This is a genomic window from Anabaena azotica SJ-1, from assembly GCF_047275885.1.
Taxonomy (GTDB): Bacteria; Cyanobacteriota; Cyanobacteriia; order Cyanobacteriales; family Nostocaceae; genus Trichormus_B; species Trichormus_B azotica_A.
Map to the genome: position 1 here is coordinate 951,089 of NZ_CP178454.1, position 20,075 is coordinate 971,163.

The 20,075-nt window shown below is 37.1% G+C and carries 22 protein-coding genes; 11 read left to right on the forward strand and 11 right to left on the reverse strand.

The annotated features are described in order from the left end of the window. Window positions 1-278: 278 nt before the first annotated feature. From ACLLO5_RS04000 to ACLLO5_RS04010, 3 genes are all read right to left on the reverse strand, one after another. Entirely contained in the window at window positions 279-995 is a 717-nt protein-coding gene (locus ACLLO5_RS04000; protein WP_413174192.1) for an SDR family oxidoreductase, read from the reverse strand. A gap of 29 nt (window positions 996-1,024) precedes the next feature. Then, on the reverse strand, window positions 1,025-1,795 hold the full coding sequence (locus ACLLO5_RS04005; protein ID WP_413174193.1) for an SDR family oxidoreductase: 771 nt from the start codon (window positions 1,793-1,795) through the stop codon (window positions 1,025-1,027). A gap of 170 nt (window positions 1,796-1,965) precedes the next feature. Continuing rightward, window positions 1,966-2,775, reverse strand: coding sequence for a nuclear transport factor 2 family protein (locus tag ACLLO5_RS04010; protein WP_413174194.1), 810 nt, complete (start codon window positions 2,773-2,775; stop codon window positions 1,966-1,968). 181 nt (window positions 2,776-2,956) lie between these two features. On the opposite strand from ACLLO5_RS04010, the gene murG reads away from it, so the two are divergent. From murG to ACLLO5_RS04025, 3 genes are all read left to right on the forward strand, one after another. Beyond that, window positions 2,957-4,030, forward strand: a complete 1,074-nt coding sequence (gene murG, locus ACLLO5_RS04015) for an undecaprenyldiphospho-muramoylpentapeptide beta-N-acetylglucosaminyltransferase (RefSeq protein WP_413174195.1) — start codon at window positions 2,957-2,959, stop codon at window positions 4,028-4,030. Window positions 4,031-4,768: 738 nt separating this feature from the next. Beyond that, window positions 4,769-5,242 (forward strand): hypothetical protein, encoded by a 474-nt coding sequence (locus tag ACLLO5_RS04020; protein WP_413174196.1) that lies wholly within the window; start codon window positions 4,769-4,771, stop codon window positions 5,240-5,242. 110 nt (window positions 5,243-5,352) lie between these two features. Beyond that, window positions 5,353-5,580: a DUF6737 family protein gene (locus ACLLO5_RS04025; RefSeq protein ID WP_413174197.1), complete on the forward strand. Its 228-nt coding sequence runs from the start codon at window positions 5,353-5,355 to the stop codon at window positions 5,578-5,580. A gap of 86 nt (window positions 5,581-5,666) precedes the next feature. Here the strand turns inward: ACLLO5_RS04025 and ACLLO5_RS04030 are convergent, their stop codons facing one another. After that, the gene (locus ACLLO5_RS04030) at window positions 5,667-6,257 is read right to left on the reverse strand and encodes a thioredoxin family protein (RefSeq protein WP_413174198.1); all 591 of its coding nucleotides are present in this window, start codon (window positions 6,255-6,257) and stop codon (window positions 5,667-5,669) included. A 66-nt stretch (window positions 6,258-6,323) separates the two neighbouring features. Between ACLLO5_RS04030 and ACLLO5_RS04035 the strand changes: the two genes are divergently transcribed. Both ACLLO5_RS04035 and ACLLO5_RS04040 read left to right on the forward strand, forming a co-directional pair. Next, window positions 6,324-6,728 carry an NIL domain-containing protein gene (locus tag ACLLO5_RS04035; protein WP_413174199.1) on the forward strand — a complete coding sequence of 135 codons (405 nt, stop codon included), beginning with the start codon at window positions 6,324-6,326 and terminating at the stop codon, window positions 6,726-6,728. Window positions 6,729-7,107: 379 nt separating this feature from the next. Continuing rightward, on the forward strand, window positions 7,108-8,100 hold the full coding sequence (locus ACLLO5_RS04040) for a CHAD domain-containing protein (protein ID WP_413174200.1): 993 nt from the start codon (window positions 7,108-7,110) through the stop codon (window positions 8,098-8,100). 214 nt (window positions 8,101-8,314) lie between these two features. Here ACLLO5_RS04040 and ACLLO5_RS04045 read toward each other — a convergent pair whose 3' ends face one another. The 5 genes from ACLLO5_RS04045 to ACLLO5_RS04065 all read right to left on the reverse strand — a co-directional run bounded on the left by ACLLO5_RS04045 (window position 8,315) and on the right by ACLLO5_RS04065 (window position 11,863). After that, the gene (locus tag ACLLO5_RS04045) at window positions 8,315-8,545 is read right to left on the reverse strand and encodes a hypothetical protein (protein ID WP_413174201.1); all 231 of its coding nucleotides are present in this window, start codon (window positions 8,543-8,545) and stop codon (window positions 8,315-8,317) included. A gap of 185 nt (window positions 8,546-8,730) precedes the next feature. Continuing rightward, window positions 8,731-9,363, reverse strand: coding sequence for a hypothetical protein (locus tag ACLLO5_RS04050; protein ID WP_413174202.1), 633 nt, complete (start codon window positions 9,361-9,363; stop codon window positions 8,731-8,733). Window positions 9,364-9,467: 104 nt separating this feature from the next. Next, window positions 9,468-9,797, reverse strand: a complete 330-nt coding sequence (locus ACLLO5_RS04055) for a hypothetical protein (RefSeq protein WP_413174203.1) — start codon at window positions 9,795-9,797, stop codon at window positions 9,468-9,470. Between the two features lie 141 nt (window positions 9,798-9,938). Next, the gene (locus tag ACLLO5_RS04060; protein WP_413174204.1) at window positions 9,939-10,586 is read right to left on the reverse strand and encodes a hypothetical protein; all 648 of its coding nucleotides are present in this window, start codon (window positions 10,584-10,586) and stop codon (window positions 9,939-9,941) included. A gap of 332 nt (window positions 10,587-10,918) precedes the next feature. Next, window positions 10,919-11,863, reverse strand: a complete 945-nt coding sequence (locus ACLLO5_RS04065) for an N-acetylmuramoyl-L-alanine amidase (protein ID WP_413174205.1) — start codon at window positions 11,861-11,863, stop codon at window positions 10,919-10,921. A gap of 209 nt (window positions 11,864-12,072) precedes the next feature. Between ACLLO5_RS04065 and bchH the strand changes: the two genes are divergently transcribed. The 5 genes from bchH (at window position 12,073) to ACLLO5_RS04090 (ending at window position 18,248) form a co-directional block, all read left to right on the forward strand. Next, window positions 12,073-15,810, forward strand: a complete 3,738-nt coding sequence (bchH, locus tag ACLLO5_RS04070) for a magnesium chelatase subunit H (protein WP_413174206.1) — start codon at window positions 12,073-12,075, stop codon at window positions 15,808-15,810. A 135-nt stretch (window positions 15,811-15,945) separates the two neighbouring features. Next, entirely contained in the window at window positions 15,946-16,965 is a 1,020-nt protein-coding gene (locus ACLLO5_RS04075; RefSeq protein ID WP_413174207.1) for a DUF262 domain-containing protein, read from the forward strand. Then, complete coding sequence (locus ACLLO5_RS04080; RefSeq protein ID WP_413174208.1) at window positions 16,962-17,441, forward strand: HEPN domain-containing protein; 480 nt, start codon at window positions 16,962-16,964, stop codon at window positions 17,439-17,441. The genes ACLLO5_RS04075 and ACLLO5_RS04080 overlap by 4 nt, the downstream gene beginning before the upstream one ends. Before the next feature lie 53 nt (window positions 17,442-17,494). Then, window positions 17,495-17,692, forward strand: a complete 198-nt coding sequence (locus ACLLO5_RS04085) for a hypothetical protein (RefSeq protein ID WP_413174209.1) — start codon at window positions 17,495-17,497, stop codon at window positions 17,690-17,692. Between the two features lie 142 nt (window positions 17,693-17,834). Beyond that, window positions 17,835-18,248 carry a Uma2 family endonuclease gene (locus ACLLO5_RS04090; protein ID WP_413176009.1) on the forward strand — a complete coding sequence of 138 codons (414 nt, stop codon included), beginning with the start codon at window positions 17,835-17,837 and terminating at the stop codon, window positions 18,246-18,248. A 13-nt stretch (window positions 18,249-18,261) separates the two neighbouring features. On the opposite strand, the gene ACLLO5_RS04095 is transcribed toward ACLLO5_RS04090, so the two are convergent. Together ACLLO5_RS04095 and ACLLO5_RS04100 are read right to left on the reverse strand one after the other, a co-directional pair. Further along, a complete protein-coding gene (locus tag ACLLO5_RS04095; protein ID WP_413174210.1) occupies window positions 18,262-18,672 on the reverse strand; it encodes a type II toxin-antitoxin system death-on-curing family toxin in 411 nt (136 codons plus the stop codon). Continuing rightward, entirely contained in the window at window positions 18,650-19,276 is a 627-nt protein-coding gene (locus ACLLO5_RS04100; protein WP_413174211.1) for a hypothetical protein, read from the reverse strand. The genes ACLLO5_RS04095 and ACLLO5_RS04100 overlap by 23 nt, the downstream gene beginning before the upstream one ends. Window positions 19,277-19,470: 194 nt before the next feature. Between ACLLO5_RS04100 and ACLLO5_RS04105 the strand changes: the two genes are divergently transcribed. Further along, on the forward strand, window positions 19,471-19,998 hold the full coding sequence (locus tag ACLLO5_RS04105) for a cytochrome b (protein WP_413174212.1): 528 nt from the start codon (window positions 19,471-19,473) through the stop codon (window positions 19,996-19,998). The last annotated feature ends 77 nt before the right edge of the window (window positions 19,999-20,075 follow it).

The window sequence follows — 20,075 nt, forward strand, 5'->3', positions numbered from 1 at the left end:
CTTGGTATTATGTCATATAGCATATTAGTGCGGTGCGTCAGATAGAGATAATCTGTTAGATGCTCAATTATCGGGTCTGACGCACCCTACAAGAGATAAAATCCATAATCTATATTTGATAGGTTTTGTCAATGCGTAAGTCCTATAAAATATAGAATCTCAGACTTCCAATCTCTATCAAGAGTTATTTTCAGAAATATCAGAAGTCTAAGAGGCTAATTTTTGATATTCTTCAGATATCTAGGTATTCTATTTCTCAAAGTTGAGATACTTATCAATTACCAAGCTATCGGTTGACGATCTCGGAAAAAGCTACCTGTAGGACTTCCATTTGCAAGAGTTGCTAACCAGACAATAGTATCAACTCCTTGTTCTGGGGTACGGGGTGCTGCTGAACCTCCCATATCTGTTTTTACCCACCCAGGACAAACGGAATTAACTAAAATATTATTGGTTTGCAATTCATTTGCTAAAATGCGCGTGAGAGCATTTAACGCAGTTTTGGAAAGACGATATCCAGGATAACCACCTTCCATGTCGGTTAATTGTCCCATTCCAGAAGAAACATTAACAATTCGTCCATAGTTTTGAACTCTCATCAAGGGAATTAACGCTCTAGTAACTCGAAATACTCCATAAACATTGGTTTCCATTGTTTCTTTCAATGTTTCTATGTGAGTGTCAAAAATACTATTTCCTTCATCTTTTGCATCTATCGAAATACCTGCATTATTGATTAAAACGTCCAGTTTACCAAATTCTTGTTGAATGAAATCTGCTAATTTTTGGCAACTTTGATCACTGGTAACATCTAATGGATGAAATGTGATACTTAATCCTTCATTTTGTAATGTTTGCGCTGCATTTTGACCTTTGGCTGCATCTCGACTGGTGAGAATTACATGATATCCATTTTTAGCTAATTGCCGAGATGCTTCAAATCCTAAACCGCGATTTGCACCAGTAACAACAGCTAATTTTTTGGTGCTATTCATGGTAATTTTCTCCTGAATAGTGAGGTTGTTTACAACTTTCTATTTACTAAAGTTGCACTAGCTTGGTCAACTGGCATAAGTATGACTTCGTTAATATTAACGTGAGCAGGTCTAGTGGCACAGAAAAATATGACATCAGCTACATCATCAGGAGTAAGGGGAGTAACACCTTCATATACTTTTTTAGCTCGTTCTGTATCGCCATGAAAACGGACTTCACTAAATTCTGTTTCTACCATTCCAGGGTCAACGGAACTCACACGCACAGGAGTTCCTAACAAATCTTGTTTTAAGCCTTCAGAAATAGCTTTGACTGCGGCTTTTGTCCCACAATAAACGTTACCACCGGGGTAAGTTTGATGTCCTGCAATAGAACCGATATTGATTACATGACCTCGATTTCGTTTCACCATACCGGGGACTACGTAGCGGGTAAGGTAAAGTAAACCTTTGATATTAGTATCAATCATTTCTTCCCAGTCTTGGAAGTCACCTTCATGCAGTTTATCTAAACCGCGACTTAAACCAGCGTTGTTGATTAAAATGTCAATTTTTGACCAAGCAGGGGGTAAATTAGAGATGGTGGATTCGACAGCAATGCGATCGCACACATCCAACTGAAGTAAATGGATTTTATCAGCTGGTAAATTTAAGGTTTTGGCAAATTCTTGTAACCTTTCCCACCGTCGAGCCGCTAAAATCAGTTTTGTACCAGCTTGAGCAAAGATTTTAGCGCAAGCCGCACCAATTCCGCTACTTGCACCGGTGATTAAGACGATTTGGTTTTCTAGAGAGAGCATTTTTAATAGTGTTGTTGTATATCTTTTTTGTATCACGCTCCAGATACAGAGAGGGAGAGCGTGGAGGTGATGGAATTAATGTTTCCATCTGCTACTTACTTATTTTATGAAACACAAACTGTAATTTTACACATAAATCAGTGGTAGTTAGATTACCACTGACTAGCTTATTATTTTTTCACCACTAAACGCTGAGTAATCATTGTCATGCCATCATTACGAAGAATAACAGCAGAAATCCATTGATGACCAGGTGTGGATGGTGCGCGTCCGGTTTTAAACAATCCACCAGCAGTTAGTAATTCTAAATTTACAGGTGTAGGATTGAGATATTTGGTGGGTTGAATGGTTTCTTCCAACGCACTTCCTAATAGGAAATCATTACCCAATGGTTCTTGGACAATAGCATCAAAGCTATATCGCTGACCAACTTTAACCTGTTGTGGTAATTTAATTTCTATTTGGGGTGGTTTGTTACCAGAAGTAAGTTGTGTGCGTTCTGATAAAATTTCTTGACTCAGAATTTTTGTCCCATTAAGACGCTGACGGGAAGTAATTGTGGCGTTGAGAGCTAGATTATTACTGTTAGCAGAAGGTAAACCTGTAATTGTGGTGACAGTTTCGGCAATGATAGTGTTGCCTTCAGATTTCCAAGATTGTAGGCGTGTACTGTAGCGTAATTGGGGATAACGCTTCCAGAAAGATGTCAATGCTTGTTCCATCGTTTGACGGTTTAAGCCATCACCATGAGTGAAATTGGGACTGTAAAATTGCATAACACTTTTAACATCACCCCGACTAGAAGCTGTATCAATTTGAGTCAGCAGATTTTTCAGTGTTGCGGGAGCATTTTCTGGTGTAGCAGCTTGAGCAAATTGCTGATTACTACTGAAGCCAAGTGTCAGTAGGAACGAAACTAGGGAAATACCTAGAGGAAATGTTTTGTTGTGTTTCATTAATAAAGGAATAATGTTAGTCATTAGTAAGATTTTACTGATTTGCTTCCCAAAGGTCAGGAATTTGTTTATAAGTAAGTCGGGATGAAGTCCGCTATGATGTGATAACTTTATTGGTTAGGGCAATCAACTAGTTGAAAAACCCAGTTACCTGATATAAAGTATCTTAACTTAGATAAGCTAGGCGCTAAATGGTATAGCTTGAATGGCAAAAGTACCCATAAAATTACTCATAGCTGCTAGTGGAACCGGTGGACATTTGTTCCCTGCGATCGCATTAGCAGAAAAATTACCAGAATATAAAATTGAATGGCTTGGTGTTCCCAATAGACTAGAAACTCAACTCGTTCCTGAGCAATATCCTCTGAATATCATTGCTGTTGAAGGTTTTCAGCAAGGTCTGAGTCTTTCATCGGTGCGAATCTTGTTTAAACTCATGGGTTCGATTTTAGAAGTAAGACGCATCCTTAAACAGGGAAATTTCCAAGGATTATTTACTACAGGTGGTTATATTGCTGGGCCAGCAGTCATCGCAGCGCGTTCTTTGGGTTTACCCGTGGTTTTTCATGAATCTAACGCTTTACCTGGTAAAGTGACTCGCTTTTTTGGTCCCTGGTGTAGTGCAGTTGCTGTGGGATTTGCAGCGGCTTCTAAATATTTACCCCGTGCTAAAACTGTCTGTGTGGGTACTCCTGTCCGTTCTCAATTCCTCGATACAGCAGTTGATAATGCCCTAGACTTGCCCATTCCTAATGGTGTTCCCCTAATTGTCGTTTTTGGTGGTAGTCAGGGCGCTGTAGCTGTCAATAAATTGGTGCGTCAATCGGCTCAAGCTTGGTTTGATGCTGGTGCTTATGTAGTGCATTTAACAGGTGATAACGATCCAGACGCGGCAAATTTGCAACATCCCCAGTATATAGTTTTACCATTTTACGATAACATGGCGGCTTTATTGCGCCGTGCCAATTTAGCTATTAGTCGTTCTGGTGCTGGCAGTTTAACAGAATTAGCGGTGTGTGGTACACCAGCAATTTTGATTCCTTATCCTTTTGCAGCAGAAGATCATCAATCTTATAATGCTGCGGTTTTTACGGATGTTGGTGCAGCCTTAACTTTTAAACAGTCAGAGTTGACACCGGAAATCTTGCAACAGCGGGTTTTAGATTTGTTGCAGTCATCAGCAGAATTGGCCAAGATGGGAGAAAATGCCAAAGCGATCGCATTTCCCGATAGTGCTGATAAGTTAGCGGCTTTAGTACGGGAAATCGTGGAGAGATGATTGAGAAGAACTTTATGCTAATAAATTAACCTTTAAAAAATGTTTGAATTTTAATTAAATCAGGGTTTAACATTGTTAAGCCCCTACTACTAATTTAGATTTTTTCATAATCTTGTCAAAGATACAATTTCAACCGCTGTGAGTATAGAAATTGATTATATAGGACTAGTATTTGATTTTTGAAAAAATTACGTATTGTAGGGTGTGTTAGAACGGAGTTCGTAACGCACCAAACCCTTGACAATGTTGCCGTACTTTCTGCGCTAACGCACCCTAAGTATCTTTTCACAAATCAAACCGGATTCCTATGTAAATTGATATAACTACCTGAGCAAAATTAATTTAACATTTTTGAAACAAACAAAAATCTCTGTATTATTTATCTGTTACCTGTTCCCTCTCCCAAATATACAATTTATTTTGCACGACCACTTGATTTGAAGTTTCCACATTGCTTGTTCATAGCTTTTTGGCGATTTGTTGTGAATGGGGATCATGACTAGCAGAACCCAGAACCATACCCACAAATCTGAGATTAGTTATAGGATGGTATGGAGTGGGGATCGCTATTGTCTATCTGGCTTTGTGGCTCAAGTAAGTTAAAAAATGTTCGCTAAATCTAACCCAGCTAAGTACAACAACATCGACACTCTTGTCAAGACTAGACATAGGGGGTCTCACCCCTGGTATAATAGTTATACAGGGATCAAAACTTCATAGTTACGGAGGTGCATCATTATGTTTAGGGGTAACACCAGGAAAGAATTTAATTATTACCCTCTAATTGCGTCATTTATTCTAGGAGTGCTAGGAGGATATTCAAGCATTGAAAACATTGGCCATAGCCAGGAAATCCATAATCATCAGCTATTAGCTTATTTACCAGCTTCGGCTAAGACAGATAAACCTACCAAAACCATAGGCGAAAAGAAAGCCTTTAATCTGGTGTGGAATCTGCCGCAAGTGCGGCGCAAAGCACGAGAAATTGAAAGACTTTCTAGGGGAAGTATACGAGTTGCCGCGGCTGTGGATATTTCTCCTACACCTGATGCACCTTTTTATATAGTGAGCGTGTTTGAAAAACACCCAGACAAAACTACTACTCCCGTTTATTGGTTTCGTGTGTCTAGTTCTAGTGGTGTAATTGAGCCTTTGGATTTGGTACAGAATCAATATATAGCTTTAGAAAAGTGGAATCCTGATGGACGCTAGATTTTATCAGGTTGTAGTGGATTAAATTCCTACTACTAATCATTTTCTGCTTTTTTTAACTCCTTGCATTTTGTCTTTTTTTTGATAAAAACCTTTTTTAATTACAAACAATGTCTGAACAAAAGCTGATAAGCCCCTGGAGTTATAAACCTTGGTGGTGTCAACCTTGGTCAATAATGGTTACAGGGGTGATTTTGATCAGTGGTAGCTGGTTAATATTTAAAATCCTCTGGTTGACAATTCTCGTGGCTATACCTGTACTAACTTGGATGGGATTTTTTCTGTTAATTTGGCCACAATTGATGATTCGCAGTGGTGTTTTGGAAGAAGAAAATTAGTAAAGAAAATACTTTGGGCATTGGGCAGGGGAAAGTTAATCAACTTTTGCCTTTTGCCTTTTGCCTTTTGCCTTTTCGCTTTTTGATTAATTGACCACCTGACTACCGTGACTACGGGGGTCATCTTGATTTCCATTGGTGGATACTGGGGCTGAGAATTTGGAAACTTGTCCGCTGGCTTTAGCATAAGGTAGGGTAGAACCTGTTACTAAGGCTTCTAAATTGCTGGCCATGACGGAACGGGGTATATCACCAAGGGATTCGGCTATTGCTTCTCCTTGCTTGCCTAAAAATACAAAATGGGGAATGCCATCTACTCGATATTTGAGCATTTCGGGTAGCCATTTGTTATTATCGACGTTGAGCATGACAAAATTTAGCTTGTCGGCATAGTGTTGTTTGAGTTGAGCCATATCGGGAGCCATTTTTTGGCAGACGGTACACCAATCGGCATAGAATTCTACTAGACTGGGTTTATTATTGCTGACTGCTACTGTTAAGGGTGTTGAGTCCTTATCCAGTTGGGTGAGGGAAACTGAATTTGTCTGGGTTCGCAGTCCTAAAAATAGCGCCACACTCAGAGCGATCGCTACAATGACAATTAAGAGGTTTCTAATCCGCCCCCCAACGTTGGATTCTGGCTTGGTCGGAGTATTTACAGGTCTATCTGTGGTCATAATTAATTTATTAAAACTTATTAAGCACTTTCATAATCTAGCTTACCAAAACCCAGTTTTTTATCCATGAAAAAAAGAGTTACCCTGACTTTCCCTAAACGTGCTATTCAAATGCCTGTCACTTACCGACTAGCAAAAGATTTCAATGTGGCTGCGAATATTATTCGCGCTCAAGTTGCGCCTAATCAAATTGGTAAACTGGTGGTGGAACTATTGGGAGATATTGATCAGCTAGATGCGGCTATTGAATGGATGCGATCGCAACATATCAGCGTTTCCCATAATTTAGGTGAAATTCTCATTGATCAAGATGTATGCGTTGATTGTGGCTTGTGTACTGGAGTTTGTCCCACTGAAGCCCTTTCTCTCAACCAGGATACCTATCAACTCACCTTCACGCGATCGCGCTGCATCGTTTGTGAACAGTGTATTCCCACCTGTCCAGTACAGGCTATTTCCACTAATCTGTAGTTTCTATTTTTGTATTTGTCTCTTGAGTAATTAACGCATCTTTTTGCATAAAAATCAAGTTTCAAAAGAAATAGATAATCTCATAACCGACTCATTACTGATAAATAAGTTCTAGTACAGAACGGCGTAAATAAACCAACCATTCCAAATCTCTGAAAAACTTACGCTGTATTCGTTTTGACTTTTGACTTTTGACTTTTGACTTCCGCCTTGCGGTACTAGCCTCTTGTTTACCAATATAAGTAATTTAAGTAATTTAAGTAACTCAACCGGATTCCTATATCAATTTTTTTGTTTAAAAAACTATGAAAGCACAAAGATGAATTTTTTACTAATGGTATGATGCAAAAATCCGATAAATAGCTAATTCTTATTAATTATGAAAACCGCTACAAAAACAACACCTACCACTCTGGGAAACTGTGGATACCAAGCCATTGAAAAACACTTTAATAAAACCATAAAGTGGGAAAAATCGGTTAAAAAAGATGAAGATCCAGAAGCACTACACCAAATGCGGGTGGGAATGCGTCGGTTAAGAACTGCTGTCAGTAGATTTGACAAATATTTAAATTTACCAAAGTCAGCCAGTGATAAAAATATCGGGAAACTTTCTAGGATCTTAGGTAGACTCAGAGATTTAGATGTACTTAAAGACATTCTCGAAAAGAATTACAAACCACATTTAGTAGAAAAAGAACAAGCATCTCTACAAACAGCCTTTACAGCATTGGATAAACAACGAGAAATTGCAGTTTCTCATGTGCAGAAAACATTTAAAGAAGAAAATTACAAATGTTTTAAAAATGAATGTCAAGATTGGTTAAAAAATCCCAGTTATCAAAGTTTTTCATCCGTACCAATTCAGCACGTATTACCAGATTTGCTTTCACCAGAAATTAGTCAGTTTTGCTTACATCCAGGATGGCTAATTGGTACTAGAATTGCCGAATCAGAAATATTATTGCAAACCAAATGGACACCAACTCAATTAGAAGATAATCTCAAAATACAAGGTGAAACTCTACATAGTTTGCGGAAACAAGCCAAACGTCTCCGCTACCAAATGGAATTATTTACTGAATTATATGATGAATCTTTCATTGCACATATTAATGATGTCAAAAGTATCCAAGAAATCTTGGGGATGATTCAAGATAATATGGTTTTACATGAGTGGTTAGCGACTATTTTCAAATCAGAACTTGATACTCAACTACGTGGTTTAATGACGCTATTAGCCGCAAATCGTTATCAATTATGGCAAGAATGGCAACCACTACAAGAACGTTATCTGCAAGCAGAAACTAGACATAATTTACATTTAGCGGTACTACAACCTACGCAAATTCCCAATAATATAAATAGTTAGGGAGAAAATTGGGGAATAGAGCGAAGAAGCAGATTAATTCAATCTTATAGATTCAAGTAGGTATTGAGCCGAGATGTTTGTAATTTCCGACAAGATGGTTTGAAAAATTGCTACATCAAAGTAAAAATTAGTTATTTGCAAAGGACGATCAGGCTTTTTTAGATCATCTTGCAGGATTCTTGATTATATCTCGGCTTAATACCACTATTGCTTGCTAAGTCTCTTTTTTAGAATTCTGGGAATTAGCCAATGCACTAATAGTTGCGACTGGTAATAACACAATCAATGGGATAAACGTAAACTGATCCTTCTGTTTTTCAGATTCTCCATTGGGTGAGCTACCTTCTTTAGTAGTAGGTGAGCCAGATGTTGGAGTCGATTGTCCACCAGATAAAAGCTCTTGTTCTTCTGGTAATAAGTCTATTAGCAATTCATTGTAAAACATCTTGTTGACCTCGTTTGACTAATTTAGGTGACATTAACCAACTTGTCTTTTCAGTCTAGGAATTATGTCTTAAAAATCCATAAATCTAAGGGTATAAATCGTTTAAATCAAAAGTATAGCTTTTGGTATCGCTGGAAATAATCAGGCTGTAAAAATTCCCAACTTGCCATCTGTTTCAGCTTAAATTAGCGCAAAGATAAGCTAATAGGAGCATCTAGAGATAACACATAAACACTGCTTTGAGGAATCTGCACAACACGGGTATTTTCAGCAGAACGTAAACCAGAAACCAATCCTACCGCACTTCCTAACATTGCACCTCTGTCAAATTGATCAGGATCACCTTGATTTAAAAAGCCCAAGGTACTACCACCAATTCTTCCCCAAATAGAACCATTTTCCACAGCTTTATCATTAGCTCGTTTATGGGTAATAGTAGTACCAGGAATAATTTGACTAGATGCTTTAATGGTGACAATTTTTCCATTAATAACTAATGACTGAGCCACAATTTTAGCACCACCTTCAGCAGGTTTTAAAATAATAGTCACAGGTGTATTTTCGGGGGCAATTACATTACCTTGAGCATCTTTAATTGCACTAGCTAAAGGAAGGGTGAGAGGATAATCTTTTTTTTGTCCCACATCTACTGTGACAGGTGCTGGAAAAGAGACAATAATTGCTGTATCTTGAGGAATAGTAATTTCTTGACTGACTACTGGGGGTGGAGTAGGAACTTCTTGGGATTTAGCTGGTAGTGAGAGAGAACCTAATAAAGATACAGAACAAACTAGACTCAGAAGCATTTGTGTTTTCATAACCGTTTTCCTGTGATATAAGTTGATTTTTGAGGTTTGAACCCTTCACTGAATCAATAGGTTTGAAGTTTTGAGTTTATGCACTGGAAGAAATCAACTAAAGTTTAACGATTTAACAACCAATTCCAACCCGAACCTTCACGAATTAGCCATTGATCGTTAAAATCAGAGGGATGAAAAAATTCTGGTGTTTCTGGGGAAATAATTCTAACACCGCGACAATTCCCTTCAATTTCAATGGTGACAGTGTTGGTATTGTCTTGCAGTAAACTATCCCTAATAATGCGTCTTTTTCTGTTAGTTTCCTGTGTTTGATGAGATACACAACGCACCCGCACTGATGAATTATTTTGAGGATGATCTAGCAGATATGGGAGAATTTCCGAATCACGAATTGAGCGAGGTGGTGTTTGGGCGTTTGTAATAGATGTCATGGATAGACATAAGATGGTACTGAGGGAAATTATTATCCCTCTTGTTGAGTTTTTCATTGTTTATTTTTCCTCAAACTAAATAAGGTGATGGAAGAGAAATTTTCCCAATCACCCATCACCAATTAATAATTATTAATTCCCTTATTTATCTTCTAGTAGTTGATTTACTTGTTGTCCGCGACGACCAGTTTTAATTTCATAACGTTTTGTGAGATTATCTTGGTAGTTCATATCTCTAGCAGCAGCAGAATTAACGAAAGCATCACAATTTTTACCTTGGGCTACTGTTGAAGAACTGCTACTATTGTCTTCTGTGCGGTTGTTGCGATCGTCACGAGATTGACTTTGATTTTTACTACCTTGACTAGATCCACTACCACTAACACCAATACCTAAGAAACTCACACCACCACCACCACCATCATTATGGCTGCTGGAAGAACTAGAACGAGTGCTGGTAGAGGTTGCTAAGGCAATTTTGCTGGAACTGCTGCGAGTATTGTTACCTAATCCAACATCACTACATAAAGCGCGGGGGTCTTTAGCAAGAGTATTAGGATCAACCCAAGATTGATGATCTCCTAAACCTTGAATTTCACTGTTACCAACTGGGTTGCTAGGAGTAGATGTGCTGGGTGTTCCATTTCCTATAACTTTTCCAGGGTTGACCACTGCTGGAGAGAACACACCCGCAGGTTTGATTTCAAATGGACCTGCAAAAGCTGGTAATGTGGTGGTGAGTAGGGCTGTAGCTGTTAAGAAAGAGCCGGTGAAGTGACGTAATTTCATGGTCATACTCCTAGATTGTCAGTTTTGTTTGGGGTTTTTTCCCTTCACTGACTTATAGGTTGACCTTTTTTGGTTTATGCACTGTGGGGAAAAAAGGAGTTCAGGAGTTCAGGAGTATGGCTAACGCCACGCTGCGCTATCAGGAGTTCAGGAGTCAGGAGTCAGGAGTCAGGAGTCAGGAGTCAGGAATCAGGAGTCAGGAGTCAGGAGTCAGGAGTCAGGAGTCAGGAGTCAGGAGTCAGGAGTTAGGAGTCAGGATAGGAAGAAAATATTTCCCTCATCTCCTCTGCTCCCCTGCTCACCTGCTCCCCCACACCCAACTCCCCATTCTCTTAGCCTATTAATTTTTGCCAGGTCGCAGGCCCAACAATACCATCAGCAGTTAAACCATTTTGTTGTTGAAATTTCTTAATTGCTGCTTCTGTGTTACGTCCATAGATACCATCTGGAACAGTACCGACACGATGTTGCAAGTATCTCATTATTGGTCCACTGGTTTGATTTCCTTGTATAACTCGTTTACTTAATATCTGATTTATTGCATCCCAAGTACCAGCGTTGATCATCCCTGTAGAAATAATTCCTACAATTTTCTGGAAATTTGCGATCGCAGAAGATGTAGCAGGACCTGTGAAGCCATCTTCTGCTAAAGATTTACCATTTCTATCTGTTATTTTGAGTTGATTTAAAGCTTTTTGCAGTCTGAGAATAGAAGTATCTGGATCTGTTGCTACACTTGGTGCAGTGCTTACAGCCGTTGAAGATCCAGGTTTACCTGTTAACCCTGTGACTATTGCCGTAGCCATTGTTTCGCCATCATATATTTGCATATCTTTGGCGGAATCAATAAAGCAACATTCTATGAGAATACCGGGCATATTTGTATTTCTAATCACGTACAAGTGAGAGCCATTCTTGACACCGCGATTAAAAAATCCTAACTTAATAATTTCATTTAATACAGGTTGGGCAATTCTTCTACCAGCATCGCTTTGGGCAAATACTTCTGTGCCATTAGCTTGACCATTAAAGGCATTAAAATGAATAGAAACAAAAATATCAACTTTGTTTCTATTAGCTATATCACAACGTCTACCGAGTGATTGACTGACTGAACTGGCGCTAGTTGGTGTACAGGATATTGCTTCATGGCCTAAACTTTTTAACTTAGCTATAACTTTAGTACCTACTTCCATAGTTAACTTATCTTCAACTTTAATGCCACTTGCTCCCGTGTCTGGGGGACAATTATGACCCATATCAATGCCAAATTTCATCGTGGTGTCCTCAACTTACTTTCCAAATGGTGAAAAAATGCCGATTTTGCCTATCTGGTGATGTTTCCTATTGTATATTAGTGCTGATTTGCAATTTATGGGAATTGGCTTTTCGGATTTTTTTGGTTACAGCAATAGGTAGATATTCCCCCATGAAACCGCAACAATGTTTAAGATCAGAGTGAAGGAATATTTTGTAGCAAAAGTCCATGAAACGAATTGTCTTGATTGCTGGTTTTGAATCGTTTAATGCTGATTTGTACCGAAAAGCGGCTTTTTTAGCTATTTCTCGCTGTCCAGAGTTGGATATTCGGGTGTTTAGCGATCGCAACATTACCACTAACCCTGACGAAGTACAAGCCACACTCCAAGGTGCAGATGTGTTTTTTGGCAGCTTAATCTTTGATTATGACCAGGTTTTATGGTTGCGTGAACACATCGCTAATATACCCATTCGGCTGATTTTTGAGTCAGCACTAGAATTAATGAGTTTGACGAAAATAGGAGCATTTTCCATCGGTGATAAACCTAAAGGAATGCCAAAACCTGTTAAATTCATCCTTGACAAATTCAGCAATGGTAAGGAAGAAGATAAACTTGCTGGTTATATAAGTTTCTTAAAAATTGGACCCAAGTTATTAAAATTTGTCCCAGTACAAAAAGTTCAGGATTTACGCAACTGGTTAATTATTTACGGTTACTGGAATGCAGGAGGAACAGAAAACGTAGCTGCTTTATTTTGGATACTTGCAGAAAAATATTTAGATTTAAAAGTTGGTGATATTCCCGCACCCATTGAAACCCCAAACATGGGATTATTACATCCTGATTATCAAGGTTTTTTCACTTCTCCTAAACAGTATTTACAATGGTATATAACAAGGGAACAGGGAACAGGGAACAGGGAACAGGTAAGAGGAAATTCCCCAGTTATTAGTATTTTACTTTATCGTAAGCACGTTATTACTAAACAGAATTATATTCCCCAACTAATTAGAAAATTTGAAGATGCAGGTTTAATACCTTTACCAATTTTTATCAACGGTGTTGAAGGTCATGTTGCTGTACGGGACTGGATGACAACTGAATATGAAAGCCAACAAAGACAGCAAGGAAATATAGAAACTCCTTCTCTTTCCGCCGAAGCTGTTAAAGTTGATGCCATCATTTCTACCATTGGTTTTCCCCTCGTTGGCGGACCTGCTGGTTCAATGGAAGCAGGGAGACAAATTGAAGTTGCTAAACGCATTCTCACCGCTAAAAATATCCCTTATATTGTTGCTGCACCTCTATTAATTCAAGATATTTATTCCTGGACTCGTCAAGGAATTGGCGGTTTACAAAGTGTGGTTTTATATGCACTTCCCGAATTAGATGGAGCAATTGATACTATTCCATTAGGTGGTTTAGTTGGAGAAAATATTTATTTAGTTCCTGAAAGAGTTCAGCGTTTAATTAATAGAGTTAAAAACTGGGTAGAACTGCGAAGAACACCAGCAGAAAATCGGAAAATCGCCATTATTTTATATGGTTTTCCTCCCGGTTATGGTGCGGTGGGAACTGCTGCATTATTAAATGTTCCTCGTAGTTTAATTAAATTACTTCATGCACTTAAAGAACAGGGTTATACAGTGGGTGATATTCCTGAAGATGGGGAAGATTTAATCCGTCAAGTTAAAGAAGCAGATGAATTTAATCCCACCCTTCCCACAAGCGGTGATGGAGTCATATCCCCCCTCGTTCACGGGGGGGTTAGGGGGGGTTCTACAGTTAATGCTAGAACTTTAGAAAAATGGTTAGGATATCTGCAAACATCCAGAATTGAAAAACAATGGAAATATCTCACAGGTAGCGGCATTAAAACTTATGGTGATGAGTTTAATATTGGTGGTGTGCAGTTAGGAAATATTTGGATTGGTGTCCAGCCACCTTTGGGTATTCAAGGTGATCCCATGAGGTTAATGTTTGAGCGAGATTTAACTCCCCATCCCCAATATGCAGCTTTTTATAAATGGTTACAAAATGATTTTCAAGCTGATGCTGTAGTTCATTTTGGAATGCACGGAACTGTGGAATGGTTGCCGGGTTCTCCTTTAGGAAATACTGGTTATTCTTGGTCGGATATTCTATTAGGAAATTTGCCGAATTTATATATCTACGCTGCTAATAATCCTTCGGAATCAATGTTAGCTAAACGTCGCGGTTATGGGGTGTTGATTTCTCACAATGTCCCTCCCTATGGTCGGGCTGGTTTATATAAGGAGTTGGTGAATTTACGTGATTTGATTGCTGAATATCGGGAAGATCCTCAGAAAAATTATGTGCTGAAGGAGGGGATTTGTAAGAAGATTGTTGATACTGGTTTGGATGTTGATTGTCCTTTTGATGATGCGAAAAGGTTGGGGATTCCTTTTACGCCGGAAAATGTAAGAATGTTTAGTGGTCATGCTTTTGATCATTATTTGGTGAAGTTGTATGAGTATTTGCAGGTGTTAGAAAATCGTCTGTTTTCTTCTGGGTTACATACTTTGGGTGAAGCACCGAATCAGGAGGAGTTAGCGGGTTATTTGGATGCTTTTTTTGGAGAAGAGAATGAACCGCAAAGACGCGAAGAGCGCGAAGGAAGAGAGGAAGAAGAAAGAAAGGAAATTACAAGATTATTAAATCAGTCTACTGATGAGTTGACGAATTTGTTGCGGGGTTTAAATGGTGAATTTATTCCTCCTGCACCTGGTGGTGATTTGTTGCGGGATGGTGCTGGTGTGTTACCTACGGGTAGGAATATTCACGCTTTAGATCCCTATAGAATGCCTTCTCCTGCTGCTTTTGAACGGGGTAGGGAAGTTGCTAAGAAAATTATTGAACAGCATTTGGAGGAACATAAGAAATATCCTGAAACTGTGGCGGTTTTATTATGGGGTTTGGATGCTATTAAAACTAAGGGTGAATCTCTTGGTATTCTTTTAGAATTAGTGGGTGCTGAACCTGTGAAGGAGGGAACTGGTAGAATTGTTAGATATGATTTAATACCTTTGGAAAAAGTGGGACATCCGCGCATTGATGTGTTAGGAAATCTATCGGGTATTTTTCGTGATAGTTTTGTGAATGTGATTGAGTTATTGGATGATTTATTTCAACGTGCTGCTGATGCTGATGAAGCGGAGGAATTGAATTTTATTAGGAAACACGCTTTGGCTTTAAAAGCGCAAGGGGTGGAAAATTCTTCAGCGAGATTGTTTTCTAATCCTTCTGGTGATTTTGGTTCTTTGGTGAATGATAGAGTTGTGGATGGTAACTGGGATTCTGGGGATGAGTTAGGGAAGACTTGGGAAAGTCGTAATGTGTTTAGTTATGGAAGACAGGATAAGGGACAAGCTAGACCGGAAGTATTGCAGACTTTGTTAAAAACAAGCGATCGCATTGTTCAAGAAATAGATTCGGTAGAATATGGTTTAACGGATATTCAGGAATATTATGCCAATACCGGGGGTTTGAAAAAAGCCGCAGAACAGCAAAGCGGGAAAAAGGTGACAGCTAGTTTTGTGGAAAGTTTTTCTAAGGATACTACCCCCAGAAATTTAGATGATTTATTGCGGATGGAATACCGCACTAAGTTGTTAAACCCCAAATGGGCTAATGCAATGGCTAATCAAGGTTCTGGTGGTGCTTTTGAAATTTCCCAACGTATGACGGCGTTAATAGGTTGGGGTGGAACTGCTGATTTTCGAGATGATTGGGTTTATGATCAAGCCGCAGATATATACACTTTAGATCCAGAAATGGCGGAAAAATTACGCAAAGCTAACCCTGAAGCTTTTAGAAATATCGTGGGGAGAATGTTGGAAGCATCGGGACGCGGTTTGTGGAATGCTGATAGTAATAGGTTGGAAAAATTGCGTCAATTATATGAGTTGAGTGATGAACAATTAGAAGGAGTGACTAATTGAAAATCAACCATTCATAAACTGTAATATTTAGTGTTTTTTGAATGAAAACAACTTATAATTTAGTAGGTAATCTACGATCTAAAAAGATGTGTAAGCATTAGACTAATTTACTTACCTTAAATGTATAAATAACCTATGAACTACGCAATACAAGAAAACGAAAGTCCAAGACTAGAAGTAGAATATTATGGTGCTGACTTTCCTGTTGATACATTAGTTAAACGGATGGAAGAAGAAGATTTTATTATTCCAGGTTTTCAGAGACAATATGTTTGGAAAGAAGAAGAAGCATCACGCTTTATTGAAACCTTGTTACTAGGTCTTCCTAGTCCTTCACTCTTTCTCGCTAAAGATAAGTTTTCCAGAAAATATCTAGTTATAGATGGACAGCAACGGCTAAAAACTTTGCAGTATTTTTTTCAAGAATCTTTTCCAGATGGGAAATTATTTAAACTTAAAGGTGTTGTCCAACAGTTAGAAGGTTTAACTTATTCCACATTACCTTTATCCGAACGTCGTGAACTTCATAATGCAATAATCCACTGTATAATCATATCTGAAAATTATGATCCACGGGGAATATTTTATCTATTTGAGCGACTTAATACTACTGGAAATCCTTTAAAACCGCAGGAAATTCGTAATGCTATTTATCACGGTTCTTTCAGTGAATTATTGCAAACTTTATCAAATAATGAAACCTGGAAAGAACTTTATGATAAAAATGATATTAGAGCTAATGAACAAGAGCATATTTTAAGGTTTTTAGCTTTATATTTCGATTTGGAAAATTATGCAGGAAATATGACCAATTTTCTTAATCAATTTATGTTAAGAAATAAAGATTTAGAGATTATTTCTGCAAATGATATCAACAATATATTTTTCAAAACAATAAATTTTTTGAAGAAATGTATAGGATCTAAAGTTTTTTATCAGAAAAAAAAATTCCAAATCCTTTTTGATAGCACTATGCTTATTACTGCTAAAGAGCTAGAAAGAGATTTAGAATGTTCAAAATTTAAAAGATTTTATGATTTACTGATTAATGATAAATATTTTTGGTCATTTGCTAAACCCTCTAGCACAAGTAGAAAAAATATCATGATGAGGTTGGAGTATGTGGAAAAGCTTTATAGAGATACGCATTTATGAATCCATCAATACTAGCTCATCGTAAGAGGATAGATAATTTATTTACAAAAGTTTCTTCTATTCCTATTGAAGAATCAGAAATGCGAAGTGAATGGTCAAGATATCTATGTGTTTTGGTATCAGGATTTATTGAGGAATCTTTGAGAGTTTTATTAGAAAAATATTGTGAAGGTAAAGCAGTTCCGAATATTCAAAACTTGGTTAGAAAACAGATACAAGATATAACAAACTGTAAAACAAATAGAATCATAGAAATATTAGGCAAATTTAGCACAAATTGGGAAACTGAATTTAGAAACAAAATTGAATCTGAGAGCAAAATAGATGGTGAAATAAAAAATGCTATAGATACCGTGATCAATAATCGTCACAGCATAGCTCATGGAAGAAGTACACCTATGAGTTACAGTAATATATCCAACTACTATAAGAATGTCAAAAAGGCTGTAGAAATTTTAGAGGAAATCATCAAATAACTACCCCTCTAAAGTAAATTATTCTAGACTTTACCAAAGATATTGGAGGTTTTATGATCGCAAATCACGATGTTTACATCACTCCTGAACAATATTTAGCACTAGAAGAAAAAAGCCCTGTCAAACATGAATACATCAACGGTTACATCTACGCAATGGCTGATGCTTCCGATCCTCATGTGACTGTAACAGGTAATATTATTTATGGCTCTTCGGTACTTACTATGCTAAATTATTTTGTCAACCCCTAAAATCCTTACCATATAAGGATTTTACGTTAATTCATCGGTGAATTTGACATAAATTTGGCATCAAAAACAATGAAACCCTTTATTTATATGGGTTATGGGGTAAATAAACTCATATTTGGCATAACAGGTACGGAAGAACCTTATTTATATGATTCGTCATCACATTCGCAATCATGGATATCGGGTTTTTATGAGTCAGATGAAACTGAAAATAGAATCTATCAATCGTTTTTACTATCCTGACGTGATTGTTACTTGTGATGAAAGAGATAAAGGATTATTAAATTATAAAAAATTCCCATGTTTAATTATTGAAATATTATCAGATTCTACGGAAGCATTTGATCGGGGTGATAAATTTAAAGACTATCAAAATATCGAAACTTTACAAGAATATGTTTTAATTGATGTCAAAAAACCTCAAGTAGATTGTTTCCGTCGTAATGAACAAGGTTTATGGGTGTTACAATCTTATAAAGAATCATATTTTGAGTTGCAAAGTATTAATTTTCAGGGAACTATGAATGATTTATATGAAGATGTAAGTTTTTTGTAGTGCAGAACATTATTTAAAAAAGCTCAATCACACAATCTTTCAATATCTCAATTAACTCTTCTTTAGTCACTTTATTATCAGCAACCTGCATTGTTAACTGATATGCTTCCTCTGGTGTTAAATTCAGTTCATAATCATTGATATTTAAAAACGTCACCATCACATCAAAAGCAGTACGTTTATTACCATCTACAAAAGCATGATTTTTACAAATGTGAAATAAGTATGCTGCTGCTTGTTCATAAATTGTGGGATGTAATAGTTCTCTCCCAAACGTTGCTTGAGGTTGATAAATTGCAGAATCTAATAAACCCTCATCGCGGATACCATATAACCCACCATAAAGGTTAATCTGTTTTTTATGTATACTTAATACATCCTCTTGATTAATAAATTTAGGATTATGCCAGTTTTCTATACACATAATCCCATTTTTTAGTAGATGCTAAAGAAATTAACATAGCTTCTGATTCTTGGGGTGTGATATCTCCTAAGTTAAAAGTATTAATTTCTTCTTCCGATAATGCGTTAAATCGCAAATTTGCTTTAATTAGTGATTGAATTAAGTGTTTTAGTGATTCTAAAACAATTTTTAGTTCATTTTCTTGCTCAGATTGAAATTCATATCCAGGCTGAACTTTCAAGTGCTTAAATATTTTTACAAAGCTTTGAGTTAGTTGGATTAAAATTTCTATCTTGTCTTTTGTTAATAATAAATCCCAGTATGTATCTATAATTTCCTTTAGTGCAAAATTACATTTTACACAAAGTAAAATAGATAATTCACCCTTGGTTACTTTTTCATTTAATGCAGAAGTTAGTTTAGTGAACTTATTCAATATGTCATTAAATTTTTCATTCTCCTCTCTAACTTGACTCAGAGATATTTGCCTAGTCTTAGCTAACTCTAAAATCTCAGCCATCGTTTCATCTTGCAAGTTAGCATCATTTAAGCATCTTTCCAGGACTTTTATCCTTTCCTGAATGCTGTCAATTATCTCTTGGGGGAATGTAAAGCTGTATACCATTTTTTATATTCTTATTTGGTGTGATGATTCACTTCCTTAAATCTACCTTAACCCAAAAACATAAGCGTATGACTTAAATCTTCGCTAAACTAAATTTACAATTCTTCATAATCATAGATAAAAACCAATCATCATATATGCTTTCAGTCAATACACCCCCTAAACCTAGACAAAATTCCGCATTTAAACACCTAATGTCTATCCATTGGTGGATGTCAATTGGTTATTTAATTTTATTTGTGACTGGAACATTTATGGCTAGGTTGCCAAGGGAGGTTTTTATTCGTCCTCACCTGTATGATTTTCATAAATCAATAGGTGCTTTAACAATGGCCATTCTCACTTGGCGAATTTTAGTATTGTTGAGGGTTTGGTGGCGCAAATATACAAAAAGATTTCCTAAATTTACTTCTGAATGGTTAAAAACTGTCGCCCTACATACCAGTTTATATATCTTTATGTGGGTTGTTCCTGTTACGGGTTTTTTACTTTCTAATTCTTTTAAAAGTAATAATGTCAAAGTTTTTGGTATTCTTTTACCTGATATGTTTCCCCAAAATTCGGCAATGGTGGAAATAGGCAGAAGTCTACATTTTTGGTTGGCTTATGCTTTTTTGGCTTTTATTATTTTACACTCAATCCAACAACAAAAAGTTGTGCGATCGCTTTGGCGCAAATTCTCAAACATTATCTATTTTCAAAACAATTTATCCCGTGACTAAGAAGCAACCCATGATTTATTGAAAAATTGGGTTGAAAAGCCCGTCCTGCTTCTAATTCTTTCTCTTGACTCCTGTAC